Annotated in this window: 22 protein-coding genes; 2 read left to right on the top strand and 20 right to left on the bottom strand. The window is 61.0% G+C overall.

The window, feature by feature from the left end:
* Positions 1-29 precede the first annotated feature (29 nt).
* Positions 30-1,397 carry a DUF3179 domain-containing protein gene (locus GS605_RS02170; protein WP_171722925.1) on the top strand — a complete coding sequence of 456 codons (1,368 nt, stop codon included), beginning with the start codon at positions 30-32 and terminating at the stop codon, positions 1,395-1,397.
* Positions 1,398-1,400: 3 nt separating this feature from the next.
* Here GS605_RS02170 and GS605_RS02165 read toward each other — a convergent pair whose 3' ends face one another.
* From GS605_RS02165 to GS605_RS02085, 17 genes are all read right to left on the bottom strand, one after another.
* On the bottom strand, positions 1,401-3,086 hold the full coding sequence (locus GS605_RS02165) for a chloride channel protein (RefSeq protein ID WP_171722924.1): 1,686 nt from the start codon (positions 3,084-3,086) through the stop codon (positions 1,401-1,403).
* 100 nt (positions 3,087-3,186) lie between these two features.
* Positions 3,187-4,836, bottom strand: coding sequence for a DNA repair protein RecN (gene recN / locus GS605_RS02160; RefSeq protein WP_171722923.1), 1,650 nt, complete (start codon positions 4,834-4,836; stop codon positions 3,187-3,189).
* Positions 4,837-4,872: 36 nt separating this feature from the next.
* On the bottom strand, positions 4,873-5,736 hold the full coding sequence (locus GS605_RS02155) for an outer membrane protein assembly factor BamD (protein ID WP_171722922.1): 864 nt from the start codon (positions 5,734-5,736) through the stop codon (positions 4,873-4,875).
* A 126-nt stretch (positions 5,737-5,862) separates the two neighbouring features.
* Positions 5,863-6,783, bottom strand: a complete 921-nt coding sequence (lpxC, locus tag GS605_RS02150) for a UDP-3-O-acyl-N-acetylglucosamine deacetylase (protein WP_171722921.1) — start codon at positions 6,781-6,783, stop codon at positions 5,863-5,865.
* A gap of 213 nt (positions 6,784-6,996) precedes the next feature.
* Complete coding sequence (gene ftsZ, locus GS605_RS02145) at positions 6,997-8,601, bottom strand: cell division protein FtsZ (protein WP_171722920.1); 1,605 nt, start codon at positions 8,599-8,601, stop codon at positions 6,997-6,999.
* Positions 8,602-8,949: 348 nt separating this feature from the next.
* Positions 8,950-9,369, bottom strand: a complete 420-nt coding sequence (locus GS605_RS02140) for a hypothetical protein (protein ID WP_171631009.1) — start codon at positions 9,367-9,369, stop codon at positions 8,950-8,952.
* On the bottom strand, positions 9,356-10,690 hold the full coding sequence (ftsA, locus tag GS605_RS02135; RefSeq protein WP_170344711.1) for a cell division protein FtsA: 1,335 nt from the start codon (positions 10,688-10,690) through the stop codon (positions 9,356-9,358). The genes GS605_RS02140 and ftsA overlap by 14 nt, the downstream gene beginning before the upstream one ends.
* Before the next feature lie 8 nt (positions 10,691-10,698).
* Positions 10,699-11,706, bottom strand: a complete 1,008-nt coding sequence (locus tag GS605_RS02130; RefSeq protein WP_171631006.1) for a cell division protein FtsQ/DivIB — start codon at positions 11,704-11,706, stop codon at positions 10,699-10,701.
* Positions 11,694-12,617 (bottom strand): D-alanine--D-alanine ligase, encoded by a 924-nt coding sequence (locus GS605_RS02125; RefSeq protein WP_171631005.1) that lies wholly within the window; start codon positions 12,615-12,617, stop codon positions 11,694-11,696. Before GS605_RS02125 ends, GS605_RS02130 begins: the two co-directional genes overlap by 13 nt.
* Positions 12,618-12,719: 102 nt before the next feature.
* A complete protein-coding gene (gene murB, locus GS605_RS02120) occupies positions 12,720-13,646 on the bottom strand; it encodes a UDP-N-acetylmuramate dehydrogenase (protein WP_171722919.1) in 927 nt (308 codons plus the stop codon).
* Entirely contained in the window at positions 13,643-13,936 is a 294-nt protein-coding gene (locus tag GS605_RS02115; RefSeq protein ID WP_152458656.1) for a hypothetical protein, read from the bottom strand. The genes murB and GS605_RS02115 overlap by 4 nt, the downstream gene beginning before the upstream one ends.
* 24 nt (positions 13,937-13,960) lie before the next feature.
* Entirely contained in the window at positions 13,961-14,227 is a 267-nt protein-coding gene (locus GS605_RS02110) for a DUF2484 family protein (RefSeq protein WP_171114920.1), read from the bottom strand.
* On the bottom strand, positions 14,224-14,472 hold the full coding sequence (locus GS605_RS02105; protein WP_171631000.1) for a DUF2484 family protein: 249 nt from the start codon (positions 14,470-14,472) through the stop codon (positions 14,224-14,226). The genes GS605_RS02110 and GS605_RS02105 overlap by 4 nt, the downstream gene beginning before the upstream one ends.
* Before the next feature lie 75 nt (positions 14,473-14,547).
* Positions 14,548-15,957, bottom strand: coding sequence for a UDP-N-acetylmuramate--L-alanine ligase (gene murC, locus GS605_RS02100; RefSeq protein WP_171630998.1), 1,410 nt, complete (start codon positions 15,955-15,957; stop codon positions 14,548-14,550).
* Positions 15,954-17,051, bottom strand: a complete 1,098-nt coding sequence (locus tag GS605_RS02095; protein ID WP_171722918.1) for a UDP-N-acetylglucosamine--N-acetylmuramyl-(pentapeptide) pyrophosphoryl-undecaprenol N-acetylglucosamine transferase — start codon at positions 17,049-17,051, stop codon at positions 15,954-15,956. The genes murC and GS605_RS02095 overlap by 4 nt, the downstream gene beginning before the upstream one ends.
* Positions 17,051-18,214 (bottom strand): putative lipid II flippase FtsW, encoded by a 1,164-nt coding sequence (gene ftsW / locus GS605_RS02090; RefSeq protein WP_171362489.1) that lies wholly within the window; start codon positions 18,212-18,214, stop codon positions 17,051-17,053. Before ftsW ends, GS605_RS02095 begins: the two co-directional genes overlap by 1 nt.
* Before the next feature lie 226 nt (positions 18,215-18,440).
* Complete coding sequence (locus GS605_RS02085) at positions 18,441-18,776, bottom strand: cupin domain-containing protein (protein ID WP_171630995.1); 336 nt, start codon at positions 18,774-18,776, stop codon at positions 18,441-18,443.
* Positions 18,777-18,965: 189 nt separating this feature from the next.
* Here GS605_RS02085 and GS605_RS02080 point away from each other — a divergent pair, with 189 nt between their 5' ends.
* A complete protein-coding gene (locus GS605_RS02080; protein WP_171722917.1) occupies positions 18,966-20,147 on the top strand; it encodes an NAD(P)/FAD-dependent oxidoreductase in 1,182 nt (393 codons plus the stop codon).
* On the opposite strand, the gene GS605_RS02075 is transcribed toward GS605_RS02080, so the two are convergent.
* The 3 genes from GS605_RS02075 to GS605_RS02065 form a co-directional block, all read right to left on the bottom strand.
* Entirely contained in the window at positions 20,144-20,518 is a 375-nt protein-coding gene (locus GS605_RS02075) for a glycine zipper family protein (protein WP_245217959.1), read from the bottom strand. The genes GS605_RS02080 and GS605_RS02075 overlap by 4 nt on opposite strands.
* 105 nt (positions 20,519-20,623) lie before the next feature.
* Positions 20,624-22,024 (bottom strand): UDP-N-acetylmuramoyl-L-alanine--D-glutamate ligase, encoded by a 1,401-nt coding sequence (murD, locus tag GS605_RS02070; RefSeq protein WP_171722916.1) that lies wholly within the window; start codon positions 22,022-22,024, stop codon positions 20,624-20,626.
* Complete coding sequence (locus tag GS605_RS02065; protein WP_171722915.1) at positions 22,024-22,635, bottom strand: hypothetical protein; 612 nt, start codon at positions 22,633-22,635, stop codon at positions 22,024-22,026. The genes murD and GS605_RS02065 overlap by 1 nt, the downstream gene beginning before the upstream one ends.
* Position 22,636 lies beyond the last annotated feature (1 nt).

Raw genomic sequence — 22,636 nt, 5'->3', positions numbered from 1 at the left:
CTTGCTCCGGGGTAACACCGGAGGCTTCCATGTCGATGTCACGTCGCGGTTTTGCTGGGATGATCGGGGCTGGTGCAATGGCGCCCGGCGTGCTGTGGGCGCAGCAGGATCCGGTTCTGGACGCGTTGCGCAGCACGCTGAGCGGGCGTCGGACCGCGTTTGAGGCGCAGATGGCGTATCTGAAGGGCCGTGGCCAGCCGGATGTTGTGGCCGGGTTGCTGACTGCGATGCGTTATGCCGACAGGCGACGGGATGAGATTGTCGAGGTGATGGAGGCCCTGACCGGGCAACGCCATGGCAATGACTGGTTCGATTGGATGCTGTGGCAGGAACGTAACCCGCAGATTGTCCCTCATCCGTCGCTGATCCCGTTCAAGCGCGAGGTTCTTCTGGGGATCGACCCGAATTTCGATCTGTTCCTGCGGCCCGAATATCTGCAACGCGACAAGATGAAGATCCGCCTGGAAGAGATCGCCTGGGGCGGTGTGTACAAGGATGGCATTCCGTCCCTGGACGATCCCACCCTGATCTCTGCTTCGAATGCGGGGTATCTGAAGGGCGATGATCTGGTGTTTGGCGTCGCCATCAACGGGGATGAGCGCGCCTATCCCCTGCGGATCATGGGCTGGCACGAGATGTTCAACGAGGTGATCGGTGGCGTGCCCGTGGCGCTGGCCTATTGCACGCTTTGCGGGTCTGGCATCCTGTTTGAAACCCAGGTGGCGGGGCGGCGAAAGCCGTTCATTTTCGGGTCGTCAGGTTTCCTCTATCGCTCGAACAAGCTGATGTTTGACCGTGAGACGCATTCGCTGTGGAACCAGTATACCGGCAAACCTGTTGTGGGGCCCTTGGCGAACAGCGGCATCACGTTGAAACAACGCCCTGTGGTGATCACGACATGGGACAGCTGGAGGACCTCGCATCCCAAAACCCGTGTTCTGTCGCTGAACACCGGGCATCGGCGCAATTACGGATCAGGGGTGGTTTATCGCGACTATTTCGCCTCGAGCGAGCTGATGTTCCCGGCGGTTGTGGATCAGTCCCGGCTTAGGCAGAAGGATTACATCTTTGCCGTGCGCCAGTTTGGTGCAGCCCGCGCCTGGCCTCTGGTTGCGTTCAAGGGCAAACCGGTGATCAACGATGCAATCGGTCGGACACCTCTGGTTCTGATTGGCGATCCCAAAGAGCGCAGCGTGCGGGCCTATGAGCGAAAAACGCATGCGTTCCGGGCGACGCAAGGCGGGTTGCAGGATAGCGCGGGGAACGGTTGGACCGTCACGGAAGAGGCTTTGATCGGGCCGGATGGAACGCGTTTGCCACGAGTCGCCGGTCATGTTTCCTATTGGTTTGCGTGGGACAATTATCTGGGCGACGCAGCCAGCGTGTATGGTGAGTGAAACTCAGGAATGCTCTTCGGCAGCCGTGGCCGCAAGCGCCCTGTTATATGCCTTGAGCGCATCGACGTGATAGAGCGCCCCAACCGGTGTTTCAGAGCCGTCGTTTTCCAGAATGACAACCGGAATGCAGGGGATGTCGTCACGATCAAAATAGGGCATGGCGGCTTCCAGCGTGGCGCTGGCCTGAATGCACAGGCCCTGGTCGATCAGCCCCTGCGCCTCTTCTTTCGTGATCGACCGCGGATCCCCAAGCGGGCGCATCACGGCACCGGCGCGAAGCATTGCCAGCAGATAAGCCTGCGGCCCCGCGGCCAGGTGGACATCACGCCGTTCCAGCTGGGTCAGGAAGAAAGACCGGTCCACAAGTCTCGAGGCCAGTGCCGTGGACATGGACACGCTTACCATCACGGCAAGACCGATCTGCCAATCGCCGGTCAGTTCAAAAACGATCAAAGTGGTCGAGATGGGCGCGCCCAGCACCGCCGCAGCTACGGCGCCCATTCCGGCAAAGGCATAGAGCGTATGCGTGCCCGACACATCCGGCAACAACCCGGTGGCGATCAGACCGAAGGCCAGCCCGGTCAATGCGCCGACCATCAGAGACGGTGAGAACACCCCACCGCCCATGCGCCCACCCATGGTAATCGCCACCGCAACCGTTTTGGTCACCGCAAACAGGATGGCCGTGGTCAGCACCAGATCACCGGTCAGGGCGCGAATTGTCGTCTCGTACCCCACGCCGATGATATGCGGGAACCAGATCGCCATCAGCCCCAGCATTGCCCCGGACACCGCAGGGCGCAACCAGGCCGGAATCGACAGACGGTTCTGGATATGGCTGCCGATATCCTCGGCAAAGAAAATCGACCGCATCAGCAGCAGCGCGACAAGTCCGCAGATCAGGCCCAGGATCAGGAATGCCGGAAGCTCGACATAGAATTGCAGCGATCCCGGCGTCTCCAGCGTGAACTCGGTAACGTCGCCATATTCCAGCCGGTTGATCACCGTTCCCGCGACCGAGGCGATGACGATCGGGGCAAAGGCGTGAACGGCGAAATGGCGCAGTACGACCTCAAGCGCGAACAACGCCCCCGCAATGGGGGCGTTGAAGCTGGCCGACACGGCCGCAGCGACGGCACATCCCAACAGGTCACGCCCCGTGATCCCGTCCGCATGTATGCGGTTGCTGACCCATGTGGAAATCACTCCGGCCATATGCACCACCGGCCCCTCGCGGCCTGTTGACCCGCCCGAACTGAGCGTGATCAGCGAGGCGAAGAACGACGCGATGCCCGCCTTGGCCTCGACCCGCCCGTCGGTGATGGCCGAACCTTCGATCACGTCGGCAACCGACCGGACGCGCCCGTCATTGGTGAACCGGTTCAGGATGATGCCGACGACCAGGCCACCGAAGATGGGAATGATCAGAACCATGAACCATGGCAGTTTCTCGGCGTGGCTGTGCAGCAGCAGGATATCATTGGTGTCGTACAGATAGGCCTGCAATGCGCTGATGGCCTTGCGGAAGCCAAGCGCCATGAAACCCGCCCCTATCCCGATGGCCAGCGCAATGAACCAGAACTGGATCTGGCTTGGCCCCCGGCGCAGCATGACCCGCCACGCATCCTTGATCGCGGCCACAGCCTGATTGAACTGGTTGCGCAGAACGGTGCGGGTCGATTGGGTCATTGGCCCTCGAGGATCATCACTTAACCCTTAGTAAGCCACGGAGCGCCCATATAAAAGTGAGATAGCGACAGTGTGAGCACCAATTCGCGCCATCGCCGCGTCAGGCCTGCAACAGAGCCCGGGCGGCGGCGCGGGCTTCTTCGGTGATGGTGTCGCCGGCCACCATGCGCGCGATCTCATCCACCCGATCCGGTTCGGCCAGAGGAATGACGGTGGACAGGGTTTGTCCGTCAGTAACCTGTTTCTGCACCCGCCAGTGATGAGCTGCCCGCGCAGCAACTTGCGGGGAATGGGTGACAACCAGAACCTGCCCGCCCTGCGCGAGCGACGCCAGCCTGCGTCCGACCGCATCGGCGGTTGCCCCACCGACACCGCGATCGATTTCGTCAAAGATCATCGTCCGGGCACTGTCGTCGCCAGACAGGCAGACCTTGAGGGCCAGCAGAAAGCGGCTGAGCTCACCCCCCGAGGCGATCTTGTTCAGCGGCCCCGCCGGCGCACCGGGGTTGGTGGCCACGGTGAAGGCCACAGCGTCGGCACCTTCGGGGCCGGGTTCAACCAGGGTGATCTCGGTCTGGAACACGGCACGTTCCATCTTGAGCGGGGCCAGTTCCGCCATGACGGCCGCGTCAAGCTGCCCAGCGGCGGCCTTGCGCGCGGCGCTGAGGTCGGCTGCGGCGGCGTCATAGGCCTGTTGCGCCGCGTCTACGGCAGCTCGCCTGTTTGCCAGGTCGGCATCCCCTGCCTCCAACTGGTTCAACCGGTCACGCAGAGTGTCGGCAAACGAACCCAGATCATCCGGGGCCACGTCATGTTTGCGGGCCTGCGCACGGATGGCAAACAGGCGTTCCTCGGCCTGTTCCAATTCTGCCGGGTTGACGTCCAGCGCCTGAAGGCAGGCATTCACGCCATCCTGCGCCTCGCCCAACTCGATCATTGCGCGCCCGAGCGCTGCTATCGGTTCTTCCAGCTGGCCGCCCGCGTTGTCCGAGACGCCTTCCAACCAGCGCATGGCGTCGGACATGGCCCCTTCCGCCCCGTCCCCGGCCAACAGGGCAAAGGCACGCGCAACATCGTCGCGAATCCGCTCGGCCCCTTGCATCATGCGGCGGCGGGCATCCAGTTCGGCATCCTCACCGGGTTGCGGGTCAAGCTGGTCAAGCTCGGCAACCGCGTGGCGCAGGAATTCTTCCTCGCTGCGGACCGCAGCCAGAGCGGCCTCGGTCTCGGCCAGCGCCTTGCGGGTTCGGGACATCGCGGCCCAGGCGGTTCGCACGTTTGACAGCTGCTCCGTGACCTGTGCGAATTCGTCCAGCATCGCCCGATGACCACGTGGGTTCAGCAAACCGCGGTCATCGTGCTGTCCGTGCAGTTCGATCAGGGTCTCGGACAGCGCCCGCAGAACTTCGCCCGAGCAGCGGCGGTCATTGACCCAGGCGGTCTTGCGCCCCTCGGCCGTGTTGACGCGGCGCAGGATCAGTTCCTGGCCACCCGGCAGACCGGCTTCGACCAGAATCGCATGTGCGGGATGATCGGCAGAGAGTTCGAATTCGGCGACGACCTCACCCTGCGCGGCACCCTGCCGCACAAGTTCCGCGCGCCCGCGCCAGCCTAACACGAAGCCAAGCGAATCCAGCAGAATCGATTTGCCTGCACCGGTCTCGCCGGTCAGGGCGTTCAAGCCCGGCTGAAAGCTGAGTTCCAGCCGGTCAATGATCAGCATATCGCGGATATCAAGGGCGCGCAGCATGTGGTCTTCAGCGTCCCGGACCAAAGGCCATCGCGATTACAACCATTCACCTTTGATGGTCTGACGATAAATCGTGCTGAGCCAGTTGTTACCGCGGCTCTTGAGATCAAGCCCGCGAGAGGTCAACAGTTTGTACGCATCGTCATACCATTCCGAGGACTGGTAGTTGTAGCCAAGAATGGCACCTGCGGTCTGCGCCTCGTCCAGCAGGCCAAGCGACAGATAGGCCTCGACCAGACGATACAGTGCTTCGGCGGTGTGGGATGTGGTCTGAAAGTCTTCGACCACAACTCGGAACCGGTTGATCGCCGCGACATAGTGATCCTGACGCAGGTAGTAGCGCCCGATCTCCATTTCCTTGCCCGCCAGATGGTCGAAGGCCAGATCGAACTTCAGTACCGCCGATGTGGCGTATTCGCTGTCGGGATAGACCTCGATCACGGTCCGCAGAGATTGCAGCGCCTGGAAGGTCAGGCCCTGGTCACGCCCGACTTCGTCGATCTGGTCATAATAGCTGAGCGCCAGCAGATACTGCGCATAGGCAGCATCTTCATCCGTCGGATAGAAGTCGATATACCGCTGCGCCGCCGCGCGGCTTTCTTCGTAATTCTGGTCCGAATGGAACGAAAACGCCTGCATGATCAGTGCGCGCTTGGCCCAGTCCGAATACGGATACAAACGTTCGACTTCCGAGAAATACCACGCCGCGTCGTCCGAGCGATTCTGCGACAGTTCGTATTCACCTCGGGTATAGATCTGTTCCGGCGTGAACCCTTCCAGATTCTGTTCACGGTCCGCGCCCTTGCGACCAAAAAGGCCGCCGGCGTTGCCGCATGCCGTCAAAACTGCTGCCAGAAGAATCGCACCCGCGAATCTGACTGCCGCTTTGCTGCCAACCATACCGCCCATCCTTGTCGTCTTGCTTAATGGGGTTTGCCCCGATTTGAGCCATGGTCTAGCACAGAAAATTCCGGTGCAAAACGCCTTATGCGACTTCCGGCGCAAATGTCGTCAGAGTTGATCTGATCAGGCCACTTCGGGAATTTCGTTGACCACAAGCCCCTGCCCCGGCAGGCGCGCGGCCTGTTCCGGTGTGCACAGTACCGGACGCACGGCGCCCGGCGTTTCGAACAGGTTGCGCAGCAATGTGTTGGTCAGCGAATGACCCGACTTGTTTCCGGTGAAGTGACCCAAAATCGGCCCACCAGCCAGATAGAGATCACCCAGAGCATCCAGCATTTTGTGGCGCACGGCCTCGTCGACCCGGCGGAAACCGCCCGGTGTCAGAACTTCGACGCCCTGAACGACCACGGCGTTTTCAAGCGTGCCGCCCAAAGCCAACCCGTTTTCGCGCATCGCCTCGACATCCGTGCGTCGGCAGAACGTGCGACAATCGCTGAGTTCGCGCGCGAAGGAACCGTTGCGCATATCAAGCGTTTTGCTCTGGCTGCCGATGGCACCGTCTTCGAAATCGATATGGAAGTCGATGATCAGCCCGTCAGCGGGCGCAATACTGGCGCTCGCGCCTTCGCGGGATGCGGTGACGGTTTTCAGGACCTCATAGGCCAATACCGGGCTGGCCTGACGGCGCACACCCCGGGCCATGATGCCACGCACGAAATCAATCGAGGAGCCGTCCATGATCGGAACTTCGGGACCGTCGATCTCGACAAGCGCGTTGTGCACGCCACACCCGGCCAATGCAGCCATGATATGTTCGACGGTGGAAACCGAAACGCCGGCATCATTCACCAGACGCGTGCAAAGCGGGGTCCGTTCAACCGCATAGTAGATCGCCGGGATCATCGCGTCGCCCAGTTGAATATCCGTCCGCTTGAACCAGATGCCATGACCGGCTGCCGCCGGTTTCAGGACCATGGTCGCCGGCTTGCCGCTGTGCAGCCCGACGCCTGTAAACGTGACCGGAGATTTGAGCGTATGTTGCAAAATAGGCCTCGGTGAGTAGTGTCCAGCCTGCTTGGGCCGTGTTGGACACTGAGTTAAGGAAGCCCGCGTCAAGGCTCAACTCACTCTTTGCAACCGATTGAAACATGTATGTAACAGATCGGCGAAACCCTGCTCACATAGTTGCAAGTGACTATTAATAAACAATTAAGGGCCGCCAAATGGCAGCCCTTTGAGTGGATTTTGTTACCGCGATCAGTTGGCTTGACGGCGCAGGAAGGCCGGAATTTCGATACGGTCCTGATCCGGATCGGCCTCTTCCTGAAGCGGCGCGGTTGCCTCGGACTGTCGCAAAACGGGCTGCTGACGCGGCAGTTGAGCCGGTGTGTCAGAGGCGTGCCCGGTCATCCGGTCGATCAGGCGATTGAAGCCAAACCGCGAGCGTTCTTCGTGTTCCGGCTGCGAAACTGCTTCGGGTTGACGGGGCGCCGCCGGACGCTGTGGCGCCGACGGAACCTTCTGCACAGCGGCCTGCAAACGCTGCAACGCTTCGGGCGACGGGGTGCCGGCAGCATGCCCGCGCGGTGCCACGAATGCCTCCGGCGCGGGTTCAACATGCTCGGGCTGCGGTTCGAATTCGGCCACACGCGGCTGATAAGCGGGTGGCGGCAAGCCGTCATCGTCACGCTCGACGCGCGGCTGGAATTGTGGCTGCGCCGGCTCTTCCGCGGCTTCGAACAGCGAAGGTTCGCGGTTTTCTTCCGGCTGCGGGGCAGGCTCTGCTGTGTCGGCAGCTACGTGCGCTTCTTCCTGAATATGCTCTTCAGCCGAAACCGTGCGGGTCAGCGGTTCGGACATCGAACGGCGTGCCACCGGGACTTCGGTCGATTTTTCGCTGGCGTCGATGCCGGTCGCAACAACCGACACGCGCATTCCGCCTTCCATGGCGGTATCCAGCGTCGAGCCGACGATGATATTGGCCTCGGGATCCACTTCCTCGCGGATGCGGTTGGCAGCTTCGTCCAGCTCGAACAGGGTCAAGTCGTGCGACCCGGTGATGTTGATCAGCACGCCCTTGGCACCCTTGAGGCTGATTTCGTCCAGCAGCGGGTTTGCAATGGCCTTTTCCGCCGCCTGAATGGCGCGATCTTCGCCTGTTGCCTCGCCGGTGCCCATCATTGCCTTGCCCATCTCGTCCATTACGGCGCGAACGTCGGCAAAGTCGAGGTTGATCAGGCCGGGCCGCACCATCAGGTCGGTCACGCCTTTGACGCCCTGATACAGAACGTCGTCAGCCATCGAGAACGCCTCGGTAAAGGTGGTCTTTTCATTGGCCAGACGGAACAGGTTCTGGTTCGGGATGATGATCAGCGTATCGACAACCTGTTGCAGCGCCTCGACACCATCTTCAGCCTGGCGCATCCGCTTGGCACCTTCGAACTGGAAGGGCTTGGTGACGACACCGACGGTCAGAACACCCAATTCGCGGGCGGCCTGCGCAATGATCGGAGCAGCCCCCGTGCCGGTACCGCCGCCCATACCGGCGGTGATGAAGCACATATGCGCGCCGGCAAGGTGGTCCACGATCTGTTCGATGCTTTCCTCGGCGGCGGCCGCGCCTACGGTCGGGCGGGCCCCTGCCCCCAGACCTTCGGTGACTTTCACGCCCAGCTGCACCCGCGCCGAAGACTGGCTTTGTTGCAACGCCTGTGCGTCGGTGTTGGCGACCACGAAATCAACGCCGTCCAACTGTTTTTCAATCATGTTATTGACGGCGTTCCCGCCAGCACCGCCAACGCCAAATACTGTAATCCGAGGCTTCAGTTCGTCGTGCCCGGGCATCGAAAGATTCAATGTCATGCTCTGTCCGCCTGTATTTATGTCCCGCCAAAGCGGTGTTTTTCTTACCTATCCTTGTTCGATTCTAGCGGCCTGATGCCAAAAGGTCACGTCAAAAATCGCGTTTTCCCACAAAATATGGAGGAAATAAGGCAGAAACCGGCGGCATTTCGCAGGTCACGCCAGATATAGCGGAAACAACGGCGACCATTACTAGACAACCAGCATGAACGCGAGAACACATTCGTTCATCGCGCTCTGATCGACTGTCATCTACATTGCGGAAAACTGCTCAGGTCCTGCCGCGAGGCCTCTTTCGGGCCTTGTGGATATCTTGCGGGATAAATCGAAACGCTGCAACCGGTTTCTTCAGCTGAGCGGTGCATTTGGACAGTCCAGGCCGCGATCCGTCATGGATCGCACTTCCTGTATTTCGCCATCGACGAATGAGGCAAGCCGCACCATCAAACGATCTTCATGCAAAAACGGCCACCAACAGACCGGAATGCCGTCCGGGTCATTGTCGTACAGAAAACACAACTGACCGTTTGGCGTCGTGATCTGCCCGTAGACACAGCCCTGCCCCTCTTCGCGCCAGACCGACATGCGGCGGTTCAGAAATTGTTCGGTTCCCACCAGGCCACCGCTGCGGATTTCGTAGAATGTCAGAGTTTTGCCGACCGCCGCGTCCAGAAACGCCTCGGGCGTGATCATGGTCTGGGCCGAGGCCAAGCAAGGCAGCAGCGCCGGGCCCAGTGCACACCCGCGCAGGACTCTACCAGTTGTCACGGAACCACCGCACGGCGCGCTTGAACGGGCGCGCGGCATAGGTATCGACCGGGATTTCAAAATCCCACCATTCATCCTGAGGATGGGCTGCAAACAGGCTGAGGCCGACAGCGGACGAGAACCCGGGCCCGGTGGCTGATTGGGGCAGGCCATGCACGCGCAAGGGGCGGCCCAGGCGAACGCGCTGACCGAGGATGCGCGTGGCCAGCCCGTCCAGCCCCATGATCTGGCTGCCGCCGCCGGTCAGCACGATCTGCTGGCTTGGCATGTGTTCAAATCCGGCGGCGTCCAGCCGGACGCGGACCTCTTCAAGAATTTCCTCGACACGCGGGCGCATGATGCCGATCAACTCGGCACGGCTGACGGTGCGGCGGTCGTGTTCCCAATCGCCGGTATCACCACCGATATCAATCATATCCCTGTCGTCGGCCCCGGTGGCATGAACGCCACCATTGAATGTCTTGATCCGTTCCGCCACGGCGGCAGGTACACCCAAGCCCATCGAGATATCGGCAGTCACGTGATCGCCGCCCATGCGCACGCAATCGGCATAGATCATGTGCTTTTTCATGAAGATCGAAACGCTCGTGGTGCCGCCGCCCATGTCGATACAGGCCGCACCCAGTTCCTGCTCATCCTCGACCAGCGCCGAGATGCCCGAGACATAGGCCGAATTCGCAATCCCGGCCAGTTCCAGATCGCAGCGCTTGATACAGCGCACGATGTTCTGGATCGCTGACGAATCCACGGTCAGCATATGCATGTCGACCGCAAGGCTCTGGCCCATCTGCCCGCGCGGGTCGATCAGGCCCGATCGGTTGTCGAGCGCGAAATTCACCGGTTGAGCATGCAGTACTTCGCGCCCGTCACCATAATCCGGCACGTCGCAGGCGTTCAGAACCCGGCCTACTTCGGCCTCGGTCACGATCTGACCGTCCAGATCGACTTGTGCATCCAGCCCGTAAGACCGCGGGTTCGCGCCCGAGAAACAGGCGATCACATGGTCGACGCGGATGTCGGCCATCTTCTGTGCGGCCTGAAGCGCGGTGCGGATGGCACGTTCGGTTTCCTGCATGGCGGTGACTTCGCCGAACTGCACGCCCCGCGACCGGGTGGTCGCGGCACCGATGACGCGAAAACCTGTCTGCCCTGCCATGGAACCGATGGTGTTGTCCTCGCTCAGCCGACCGGTTCCGTCAAAGCGCAGCACAAGACAGGCGATTTTCGAACTGCCCACATCCAGAATCGCAATCACACCGCGTTGCAATGCCTGCCGCCGCATCTGACGCATGGCACGTTGGGACTGATAAAGATCGGTCATCATGGTCGTTACTGCCCGTTACTCACTGTCACTTTTGTGTTCCACCAGTCTTCGCTGGCGGCTTTGGTCATTCGGATGGTCGGACGCTGCCCGAGGCGCATGTCGACCACGGCCACGTCACGTTCCAGAAGGTCCTGTACCTCGTTCACGGCAAGCACGCGTTCCAGCGCACGCACCGGGCGTTCGGTCGGCAGCATGATGCGCTGACCACGGTCCAGCACCAGATCCCAGCGCCGCTCTCCCACGCGCACCAAGCCGCGCACGCGATTGCCCAGGCTGCGCGAAGTCCGCAGAAGCTCCAGCGCTTCGCCGACGTGATCGTCGGCGCCCATCCCTGCGATCAGCGGCAGATCGGCGTGATCCTTGCGAGAGGTGGCTTCCTTGACATGCGCGCCTGTCTCATCCAGCAGCTCAAGCCCCTCACGCGTTCGCCAGACGATTACGGGCTGACGCTCGACGACATCGACTTGCAGGATGCCTCCGGGGCGGATTCTGACGGTTGCGGATTTCACCGGGTCCAGCCCGGTGATCGTGTCGCGGATCTGTTCCACATCCAGATCCCAGGAACTGATCGGGAAATCCAGCGGAACGATTTCACGGATATCTTCGGACAGGTCGGTTCCCGCCCCATCGATGGCCATCAGGTTGACCATGAATTCGGGGCGCTCCTGAATCGAAGTGCGCACATCGGCGATATAAGCGGCAAGTGCGTCGCGACGGTCCTGCGAGGCAAAGAAGATGCCAACCGCGGCAGCGATGGCGCAGATCGGCAGGCCGACCTTGACACCAAGGCGAATGCCCGGCGTCAGCATCCAACGTTGCAGCCGATAGCTGAGACGAGACGGCGCAGGGTCACTGCGCCTCGCAGAGCGGGAAAACACACGCGCACCGCGCAGGCGCAAAAGCGGTTCGGCCTCGTGCGAGTCCGTGTCGGCCGAGGCGAAATCGGCATCCGGCCCCGCAAGTGGTTTGCTGCGGTGGATTTCCAATGAACGACTGGCGATCAGCGGTCGCATGAGGCGTCCTCCACCATCCAGGCGCAGAGCTGTCCGAATGTCATTCCAAGATGAGCGGCCTGTTCCGGGACCAGAGAGGTTGGCGTCATGCCGGGCTGGGTATTGGTTTCCAGCAGGAACAACCCATCGGCACCCTTGCTGTCATCCCAGCGAAAATCGGTGCGGCTGACGCCCCTGCATCCCAAGGCAACATGCGCACGCACGGCGTAATCCATGCAACGGTCAAAGATGTCCGGTGGCACATCGGCAGGCAGAACATGCCATGATCCGCCCGGTTTGTACTTGGCATCGTAATCATACCAACCACCATCGGTCATGATCTCGGTCACGGTCAGGGCGCGGTCGCCCATCACCGTTACGGTCAGTTCACGCCCCGCAACATATTTCTCGACCATGATCTGATCGGGCATGTCTTCGGACAGCTGCGGCGGGCCGTTTGCGTTTTCATGGACGATGTAAATCCCAACGCTGGAGCCTTCGTTGTTCGGCTTGGCCACATAGGGTGGCTCCATCACGTGAGCTTCGACCACCTCGACCTTGGGCACGATCACGCTTGGTACGACGGGCAGCCCTTCGGTCTGGTAAATCTCTTTGCTGCGCTGCTTGTCCATTGCCAGCGCCGAGGCCAGCACACCGGAATGGGTGTAAGGGATACGCATCCACTCCAGCAGGCCCTGCACACACCCATCTTCGCCCCAGCGGCCATGCAGGGCGTTGAAAACCACATCCGGTTTGATGTCCACAAGGCGCGCGCAGAGGTCGGGACCTGCGTCCAGTTCGACCACTTCAAAGCCTTCTCCCACAAGGGCGGCCGCGCATTCGCGCCCAGAGCTGAGAGACACCTCGCGTTCCGCCGAGGGTCCACCCATCAATACCGCCACTTTGGGGTTTGTCCTGCTCGACATACCCAATGCGCGCCTCAATGTCCCCGGACCTTATGTGGTGGTCCGTACTGCGTTTATGCCTTTGATCCGTCGCCTGAATTTGCCTGTTATGGTCTGACGGTCGGGGCTTTATTCTGTCAGCGGATCACCGACCCGCATGATTTCCCACTCTAGCGTGATGCCGCTTGTTTCGTAAACCTTTTTTCGCACCTCTTCGCCAAGACCTTCGAGGTCTGCAGCGGTGGCCGCGCCGGTATTGATCAGGAAATTCGAGTGCTTCGGGCTCATCTGCGCACCGCCAAGCGTCGCGCCGCGCATTCCGGCGTCGTCGATCACTTTCCACGCCTTGAGGTCATGCACGTCATCCGCCTGCCCGGTCGAAGAAAACCCCGCCGGGTTACGAAAGGTCGACCCCGCGCTGCGATCTTTGGTGGGCTGGGTTTCGTCGCGTTTTTTCAACTGTGCCTCCATACGGGCATGGAGTTCTTGGGGACTGCCTGAAGGGCCCTCGAACACAGCCGAAATCAGCACGGCGCCTTCCGGCAGGTCCGTCTGGCGATAGCGAAAGTTCAAGTCTTCGGGCGTCAGGTCCACAAGTTCGCCTTGCCGGGTGACAATCGTGGCCTTGCGCAGAACATCCGCCGTGTAGCTGCCGTAACAGCCCGCGTTCATCCGCACCGCGCCGCCGATCGAGCCCGGAATGGTGCGCAGAAAGGTCAGGTCAACACCGGCATCCGCCGCCTTTCGCGCAACATGCGCGTCCAGCGCCGCAGCCCCTGCCGTAACCGTGTTGCCGTCAACCAAGATCGCGTTGAACCCGCGCCCCAGCCGGATCACCACGGCCCGCAGCCCCCCATCCCGAACGATCAGGTTCGAACCGACACCCATCGGAAAGATCGGGGTTTGTGCGGGCAGTTCCCGCAGGAAGGCTTGCAGGTCTTCGGTATCGGCAGGCTGGAACAGGTAATCGGCCGGGCCGCCGACGCGAAGCCATGTGAGCTCAGAGAGAGGTCGCGCCCGAGACAGGCGACCTTTCGGAACGGGAAACGTTGTCATGCGTCTGCACGCACCGCCAGGCTGCGTCCGCCCACACCGCCCATGATTGCAGCGAACAGAAAGGGAAGAACGCCGGCGGTCAGCCAGACCAGCGGGCCGAACGCCTGTTCTTCTTCGCCGGTGCCAATACCGGCCAGTACCACGATCAACGCCAGCCCGACGGCCGAGGCCAGACCGATCAGCCACAACAAGCCGCGCAGGCCCAGCCAACGGCCCGCCGTAAAACCGGCGGCGGCACCTAGCAGGAAAGAAAGAATTGGCAGATAGGCAAATGTGGCGACGGACGCCATGGCGGACCTCCTGAAACTGGCCGGTTATTCGTCAGCCGCCTTCATGCCCTGCATTTTCATCTTTGTCCAACGGGTCAGATAAATCACGGGCCAGCGCAGCACGGACATACCCATGGCCAGCACCAGCAAGCCGATCCACGGGCCGTTCTGATAGGTGACATACCCCAGAATCGGAATGCCCACGGCGATCAGGATATAGGCGCGTGTCCAGTGGTTGTCTTTGCTCGGGATCATTGCCAGCAGATTCGCGGAAACGCCCCACAGACCGGCAAGGGCGATGGACCAGTTCATTCCATGACCTCCCCGCGCACCCATTTTCGCCAGTAATACCGGATGGGGTTGCGGAACATCGAAACGAATCCGCCGAAGGCGAAAACCGACCAGAACCAACCGTGATCATAACCCAGCCAGACGATCAGTACCGGAGCGCAGATCAGCAGGGTAACGCCCGGCGGAAACTGCATTCGCATCGGCAAGAACGCCACGATCGTGGCGCAGATCACCCAAAGGGCGGCAATGATCATCGAATAGTCCATCTGTCCCCTCCGAGGACATGCGGCGGCTGCGGGCATTTGCTACACCTTCAGGTTGTGCACCAAACAGAAGAGAAGTCAAACAGCTTGTTTTCGCTGCAATCTCTCGGGCAGACCATTGGCCCAGGCGCTGATCGTACCGGCCCCGAGGCAGACGACGATATCGCCCGGGCGGGCCTGCTCGCGCACAAGCCGCTCAAGATCGTTTTCGTCAAACAGCGCGCGGGCGTGGCGGTGGCCGTGACGGATCAGACCCTGCACCAGATCGTCGCGCGATGCGCCTTCGATCGGGTCTTCACCAGCCGCGAAGATATCGGCGATAGCCACGACATCGGCGTCATTGAAGCAGGTGCAGAAATCATCGAACAGATTGGACAGGCGCGAATAACGGTGCGGCTGGTGCACGGCGATTACGCGGCCTTCGGTCGCCTGTCGCGCGGCCTTCAGGACTGCGGTGATTTCAACGGGGTGGTGGCCATAGTCGTCGATGATGGTGACACCGTCGACCTCTCCGACCTTGGTAAAGCGGCGATTGACGCCGCCGAAATTGGCCAGTGCCTCGCGAATTTCCGAGGCTTTCATGCCCAGATGGCGGGCAACAGCCACGGCGGACAAAGCGTTCGAGACGTTGTGGTCGCCGGGCATCGGCAGAGTGCAGCCTTCAATCACCTTGTCTTCGTATTGCAGGTGAATGTCGAAATGCGCGACGCCGCCCTTGTAGGTCAGGTTCTCGGCCCGCACATCGGACTGCGCGTTGAAGCCATAGGTGCGCACGCGGCGGTCGGTGATGCGGCCGACAAGCGCCTGCACCTCGGCATGGTCGGTGCAACACACAGCCAGCCCGTAAAAGGGGATATTCGATACGAATTCATGGAAACCCGCGCGCAACTTGTCGAAATCGCCCCAATGCTCCATATGCTCGGGGTCGATATTGGTGACGATGGCGATGGTCGCGGGCAGGCGGTTGAACGAGCCGTCGCTCTCGTCCGCTTCGACCACCATCCATTCGCCCTGTCCCATCCGGGCGTTCGAGCCGTAGGCATGGATGATGCCGCCATTGATCACGGTCGGGTCAAAATCCCCTGCCACCATCAGTTCGGCCATCATCGTGGTCGTGGTGGTCTTGCCGTGAGTCCCGGCGATGGCGATGTTGGATTTCAGCCGCATCAGTTCGGCCAGCATGTCAGCCCGGCGCACCACCGGAAGGCCGCGGGCACGGGCGCCGTCAAGCTCGGGGTTGCCCGGTTTGATCGCGGTCGAGACCACCACAACGGCCGCGTTTTCAAGGTTTTCCGCGCGCTGACCGACAAAGATCTCGGCCCCCAGACTTGCCAGCCGGTCGGTGATCTTCGATGCCTTCAGGTCCGAGCCCTGAACCCGGTACCCCAGATTGAGCAGCACCTCGGCGATACCCGACATTCCGATCCCGCCGATCCCCACAAAGTGAATCGGCCCTACGTCCTGCGGCAGTTTGGTTGCTGGGTTCATGTGGTCTCCTTCTGCGCCAATTGTTCAACAAGGGCTGTCAGACGCTCGGTGGCGTCAGGTGCCCCGACGGACAAGGCGGCATGGGCCATTTTCTGTGCGGCTTCGGGGTTCGTGAGAACCGTGGTGATTTGCTGTGTCAGCGCAGGAACGTCAAGAGCCTTTTCCGGGATCATGATGGCCCCGCCCGCCTGCACCAAGCCCCGTGCGTTGGCTGTCTGGTGATCTCCGGCGGCGGCGGCAAAGGGGATCAGGATCGACGGGCGCCCGATGACCGAGATATCGGCAACGCTGGACGCGCCAGACCGCGAGATCACCAGTTGGGCATCCGACATGCGACGGGGGACATCATCAAAGAAGGGCTGCACGTCGGCGCGGATGCCGTGTTCGTTGTAGAAGGCTGTGACGCGCTCGCCATCCTCGTCCCGGGCCTGATGCGCCACGCGGATGTGAGTGCGGATTTCTTCGGGCAGTGCGGCGATGGCACCAGGCACCACATCGCTGAGGATGCGTGCGCCTTGCGAACCGCCCATGACAAGGACCGACATCGGATAATCGCCGGGCGGAATATAACCGGCCGCGGCGCGGTCCAGAACGGCGGACCGGACCGGGTTTCCGGTGTGGATGCCATGCGCGCCCTCGGGCAGGTCCGTGGGCCACACACCACAGGCCACCTGCGCGACACGGGTGGCGAACAACTGGTTCACACGCCCCAGCACCCCGTTCTGTTCGTGGATCATGCGGGGGATTTTGAGCATGGTCGCAGCGCTCAGCGCCGGGATCGAGGGATACCCGCCGAAACCCACAACGACGTCGGGCTTGTCCCGCACCATCTGGAACACCATGCCAGCCACGCCACCGGCGATCTTGGGGCCGGCCATGGCCTTGGCCGCCAGACCGCCACGCGCGAAAGTGGCCGATGATGCCTCGACGATCTCGGTCGAATGCGGGAAACCACCGGTATAGCGGGCGCCGCGCGGGTCGGTGGACAGGCGCACGCGCCAGCCCTTGTTCAGCATCGCCTCGGCCAGCGCCTGAGCCGGGAACATGTGCCCCCCGGTCCCGCCAGCCGCAATCAACAGGTAAGGGTTCCCCATTATCCTCGTCCGCGCAGAATTTCGCCAAGCTCGCCCTGTGGGCGGGTTCGGGTGAAGGCCAGCAGCATTCCGACCGCAATACCGCCTGCAATCAGGGATGAGCCGCCATAGCTGACAAAAGGCAGCGTCATTCCCTTCGCGGGCAGCAGACGTACCGCAACACCCATGTTGATCATCGCCTGCACGCCGAACATGCATGCCAGACCGGTGCCCGCCAGACGGATGAACATGTCGCGTTCCCGCATCAGGCGCAGCAACGAACGTACCACGACCAACGAATAAAGCGCGATGATGATCAGCACCAGGATCAGGCCGTATTCCTCGGCCGCGACCGCGATGATGAAATCGGTATGCGCGTCCGGCAGCGACCACTTGACCTGCCCCTCACCCACGCCGACACCGAACAGCCCCCCTTCGCGGATGGCGTTGGTGGCATAGCCTAACTGGGTGGTCGGATCGACCTCTTGATTCAGAAAGCCATCGATACGGCGGGCAAAGTGTTCAGAATTGGAATAGGCGAACATACCGCCCAGAACAACAAACCCGGCCATTCCAACCAGCAGCAGCATCGGCGCCCCGGCGACAAAATACATCACCCCCCAGCCGAACAGGATCAGGCAGGCCTGACCGAAATCAGGTTGCATCACCAGCATACCGACAATCGCCATGCACAGGGCAAACGACCAGATCCGCCCCGGCGGGCCGTTGATCTCTTGTGAAGCCGCCAGCAGCCATGCAGCAACGACGATGAAGCCGGGCTTCAGAAACTCGGACGGCTGAAGCGAGGCGAACCCCAGCGAATACCAGCGCACCGCGCCCTTGCCAAAGTCGGTCCCGAAGACGGGCAGGAAAACCAGTGCCACGAAGGCCCCCAGGAAACCCAGCACCGCCAAACGACGCACCAGCGTCGGTGACATCATCGAGGTCAGAAGCATCGCAATCAGCGCCAATCCGCCGAAGATGGCCTGACGTTCGACATAATGGAACGGATCGAACCCGTTTCGCCCGGCCAGCGGTGGCGAAGACGCCAGCCCCAGCAACAGACCGATGGCAAACAGGATCAGAACGCAGGACATCGTCCAGCGATCGATTGTGCGCCACCATTTCGGTAGAATCGGTTCTCCGCGCTGGTCCTGGACCGCGCCATACACCATCTCAGTCATGAGATACCGCCACTCTCTGCCTCGTCAACGCCCCGTTTTCGGGGTCTGATTGAGACTCTACAGGGATTTTTGTGTTTGGGCTAGTAGGATGAAGCCACAAGGCATAAATCGACCTTCCAGGCCCAAAGCACCCCCGGCTGCACGTGGCGGCCCGTGGTTATTGCAGCTTTGGACACGCCGCTTGGCGGAGCGGCGCGCGTTGATCCACAAGGCGGGTTGCTATGCATTATTCCTTGATCGGATATCGGTCGGGTTCCTCAAACACGTCAATGACGCGAGACCCCGCCTTGATGGTGCCTCCGTGCGCGACTCCGCTTGGGATCGAGTAGCTGTCGCCGGGGCCGTAGATGCGGGTCTTGCCACCGATCGTGAGTTCAATTTCACCCTCAACCACCGTCCCCCATTGGGCACCATGCGAATGCAGGGGAAGCTCCATGTCCTTGAGAAAAGTGAAGAAAGCGACCAGCCCTGCATCTGATCGAATGACGGCCGTCTGCACCACGTCTTCAGGAAAAGGCACATCCAGTTTTGGAAATGACGAAATAAATTCGGGGAATTGCATTCAGAGTTCCTTTTGCCAGTTTGTCTTGTCAAAACCTCTTTGCGGTATGGCCGCAGCATGTCAGTGCGCCGGAACTCTGGCAATCGCCCTGTCAGCCGACTTCGAATTTGCGAGAACGCGGCGAGCGCGCGCCGCGCGACTTCGGCATGGGCTCTTGCCATCTTGTTTAATCCACGCCATCCCCCGCGCATGACCTACGACACGATCATCCTTGGGGCCGGGGCTGCCGGCATGATGTGTGCGGCCCATTGCGGTGGGCGCGTGCTGGTGATTGACCATGCCAAGGCACCCGGCGAGAAAATCCGCATCTCGGGCGGGGGGCGCTGCAATTTCACCAACATGTATGCCGGGCCGGGCAACTTCCTGTCGCGAAACCCGCATTTCTGCAAATCCGCCCTTTCACGGTACACGCAATGGGATTTCATCGATCTGGTCGAGCGTCACAACATCGCCTGGCATGAGAAAACCCTGGGCCAGTTGTTCTGCGATGGCTCTTCGAAACAGATCATCCGGATGTTGCTGGATGAAATGAGCGGTGCAGGAGCAGAGCTGTGGGTTCAAACCTTGCTGCGCGATCTGCGCAAGACCGAAGGCGGCTTTGCGCTGGAGGTGGAGCGTGACGGGCAACGGCAGCACCTGACCTGCGCCAATCTGGTGCTGGCGACGGGCGGGAAGTCGATTCCCAAGATGGGCGCTACCGGGCTGGCCTATGACATCGCGCGCCAGTTCGGGTTGCGGATGACCGAGACTCGGGCGGCGCTGGTGCCTTTCACCTTCTCGGACGGGCGGTTCAAGGACCTGTCCGGCGTTTCACTTCCCGTGCGACTGTCGAATGATAGCGCCAGCTTCGACGAGGCGCTGCTGTTCACCCATCGCGGTCTCAGCGGGCCGTCGGTGTTGCAACTGTCGTCATACTGGCGCGAAGGTGAGGCAATCCAGGTGAACCTGATCCCCGACCTGCCCCTGTTGGATCTGTTGCGCGCACAGCGGCAAAGCGCTGGCCGCAAGGCGCTGACCACTGAACTGGCGCGGCATCTGCCGGCCCGGCTGGTCGATTACCTGTGTCGCATCATTCCGATGTCCGGGAAGCTGGCGGATCAGTCGGACGCGAAGCTGGCCGAACTGACCTCGGCCTTGTCTGCGTGGCAACTGGTGCCGTCGGGGACCGAGGGGTATCGCACCGCCGAAGTCACCTTGGGCGGGATCAACACGGATGACTTGTCTTCGAAAACGATGGAGGCCAGGGATGTCCCCGGCCTCTATGCAATTGGCGAAGCAGTTGATGTCACCGGTTGGTTGGGCGGCTACAACTTCCAGTGGGCATGGTCGTCAGGCCATGCTGCAGGTGTTGCAATTGCCGCCGGACGCTAGCCTACGACGTTGTAGCCACGCCCGCGCATGCAGTTGCGCACGATCACTTCCTTGTTCTGGTTTTTATTGATGACGTCTGCGCCAGCGCCTACCAGGGCACCTGCCACAGCCGCGCGACCAAGATTGTCGCTGCTGTCCTGAACGATCCCGGTAACGGCCGCAGCACCCGCTGCGCCAATTGCTGCATTCCCCGCGGTAGAGCCATCAACGCTGCTCTGCGATGCCGCCAGTTGTTGGCATTGCTGCAGGTCCACGTTGTAATTCGGGCCGACCGGACCGTCGACGATGGGCTGATAGTTGGCACCCGTGTTCGTACAGGCCCCCGCAACAAGAATGGCAGGTAGGATCAGAGAAAGTCTACGAAATGGCATAGTCATAACCTCGTGTTGAATCTGCTGGCAGGCAAAACCAATAATGGTGCCGCGTCAAGCTGATAGCATCCAAGTTTGGCCCAGCCGGCGGTCTATTGCAAATGGCTATTCTGTCAGCCGGCGCTTGACCTGCGTTGCAAAATCCTCGCCGCGCTGTTCAAAGTTGTCATATTGGTCGAAACTTGCCGCCGCGGGCGCCAGTAGGACCGTCTCGCCGGGTCGGGCATCCGCCATGGCCTGCGCCACGGCCTCTGACATCGTCGTACAGACCTGCGCATCAGCCTCGAGCTGCATCGCAAAACCGGCCGCTTCGCGACCGATCACATAGGCCTTGATGACTTCGCCCGCCGCCATGTTCAGGGCTGATATGCCACCCTCTTTCTCAAGACCGCCGCAAATCCATCGGATCTTTTTGAATGCCATAAGCGCTTTCAGGGCGCTGTCGACATTGGTCGCCTTGGAGTCGTTGACGTAGGTAACCCCATCGGCCTCGGCGATGATCTGGCTGCGATGCGGCAGACCCGGATAGGAATGCAGCGCATCCTCGATCACGCGCGGGGCAAGGCCCAGCGACCGGCAGGCGGCGTAGGCCGCGCAGGCATTCTGGTGGTTATGTGCACCGGGCAGGCCCTTGATGGCGCGCAGGTCGATAGACCCCGCCTGCCGCCCCTTGCGGTATTCCGACAGGAACCCTTTGCGCGCAAAGACCTGCCAGCCCGGCCCAGTCAGCTTCCGCGCCACCGAGATACGGATCACCCGGTCATCCGATGGTCCTTCAGCCAGTTGCCCTGCCAAAAACGCACCTTCGGTTTCGTCGACGCCAATGATCGCGCGATCCGGGCCGCCTTCGGAAAAAAGGCGCCGCTTGGCCGCGAAATATCCCCCCATGCCGCCGTGGCGGTCCAGATGATCGGGCGACAGATTGGTGAACACCGCCACATCGGGGGTCAGAGCGCGGGCCAGCTCGGTCTGATAGCTGGAAAGCTCCAGCACCACGACCGAACCATCACCGCCCGGATCGATATCCAGAACACCGCGCCCGATATTCCCCGCCAACTGCGCCTCGCGACCGGCCTCGGTCAGGATATGATGGATCAAAGCGGCAGTCGTCGATTTCCCGTTCGAGCCTGTCACCGCAATCACGCGCGGAGGCGTGTCGTAGTTGTTCCATTCCGGTCCGGCAAAGGAGCGGAAGAACAGGCCGATGTCATTGTCCACCGGCACGCCTGCATCCAGGGCTGCCGCCACCACGGGGTTCGGTTCAGGATAGAGATGCGGAATGCCTGGTGAAACGATCAGCGACGCGATGTCGTCAAACGCCCCGTGCTTGCGCAGGTCGGCGCAGGTGAATCCCTCGCCTTCGGCGGTATCACGGGCGGCCGGGTTGTCATCCCAGCACACCGGTTCCGCCCCGCCCGCACGCAGCGCACGTGCAGTGGCCAGACCGGACCGGCCCAGCCCCAGAACGGCCACTTTCTGCCCTGCAAAGCCTTTGACCGGGATCATTAGGGGGTCACCTTTTTTAGATTACCGAAGATCGTGAAATCACCAACAGCTACGACCCCGCCAATAATAAACAGCAACGAAATGAAAAACGATAATATTTGTACGCTTACTGCCTCGCGGTCGTAGCGACCACTCAATTGAGTAAGCCTGTAGCCAACTACTAATGCTGCGGAGTTTGCAACGTGAAGGAACGCGACCAATACTACAAACGCGGTGATCAAATACACACGGAAATCAAAGCCGACAAAGGCCAATAAAACCAGTATGAAAAAAATCGCAATCGCGAGCCACAAAGCTTGATCAAAAGAACGACGAGAAGACTTACTTTTGGGCCACCTTGTATTTACGCTATTGTGAAGCATTACTATGGGGATTGGCACGACGATAGCCACAGCGGACAAAACCAACGCTGCTATGATCACTCCCCAGTACGAACTGCACAGATCAAAAAGACCAAGAGTGTTGTTTAAGAACAAGCTAATGGTGCCTTTCCCAAGAGAAACGCTTTCCCAAAATTTGATAAAAATTACAGCCAACCCTGCCGACTGTAACCCAGCCGCGATGGCGTAAAGCCGTTCGCGCCCACACAATTCCATTTGATCGCAAGTCATT

It is taken from the genome of Ruegeria sp. HKCCD7559, assembly GCF_013110575.1.
GTDB lineage: Bacteria > Pseudomonadota > Alphaproteobacteria > Rhodobacterales > Rhodobacteraceae > Ruegeria.
This window is presented reverse-complemented; position numbering and strand designations above follow the sequence as displayed.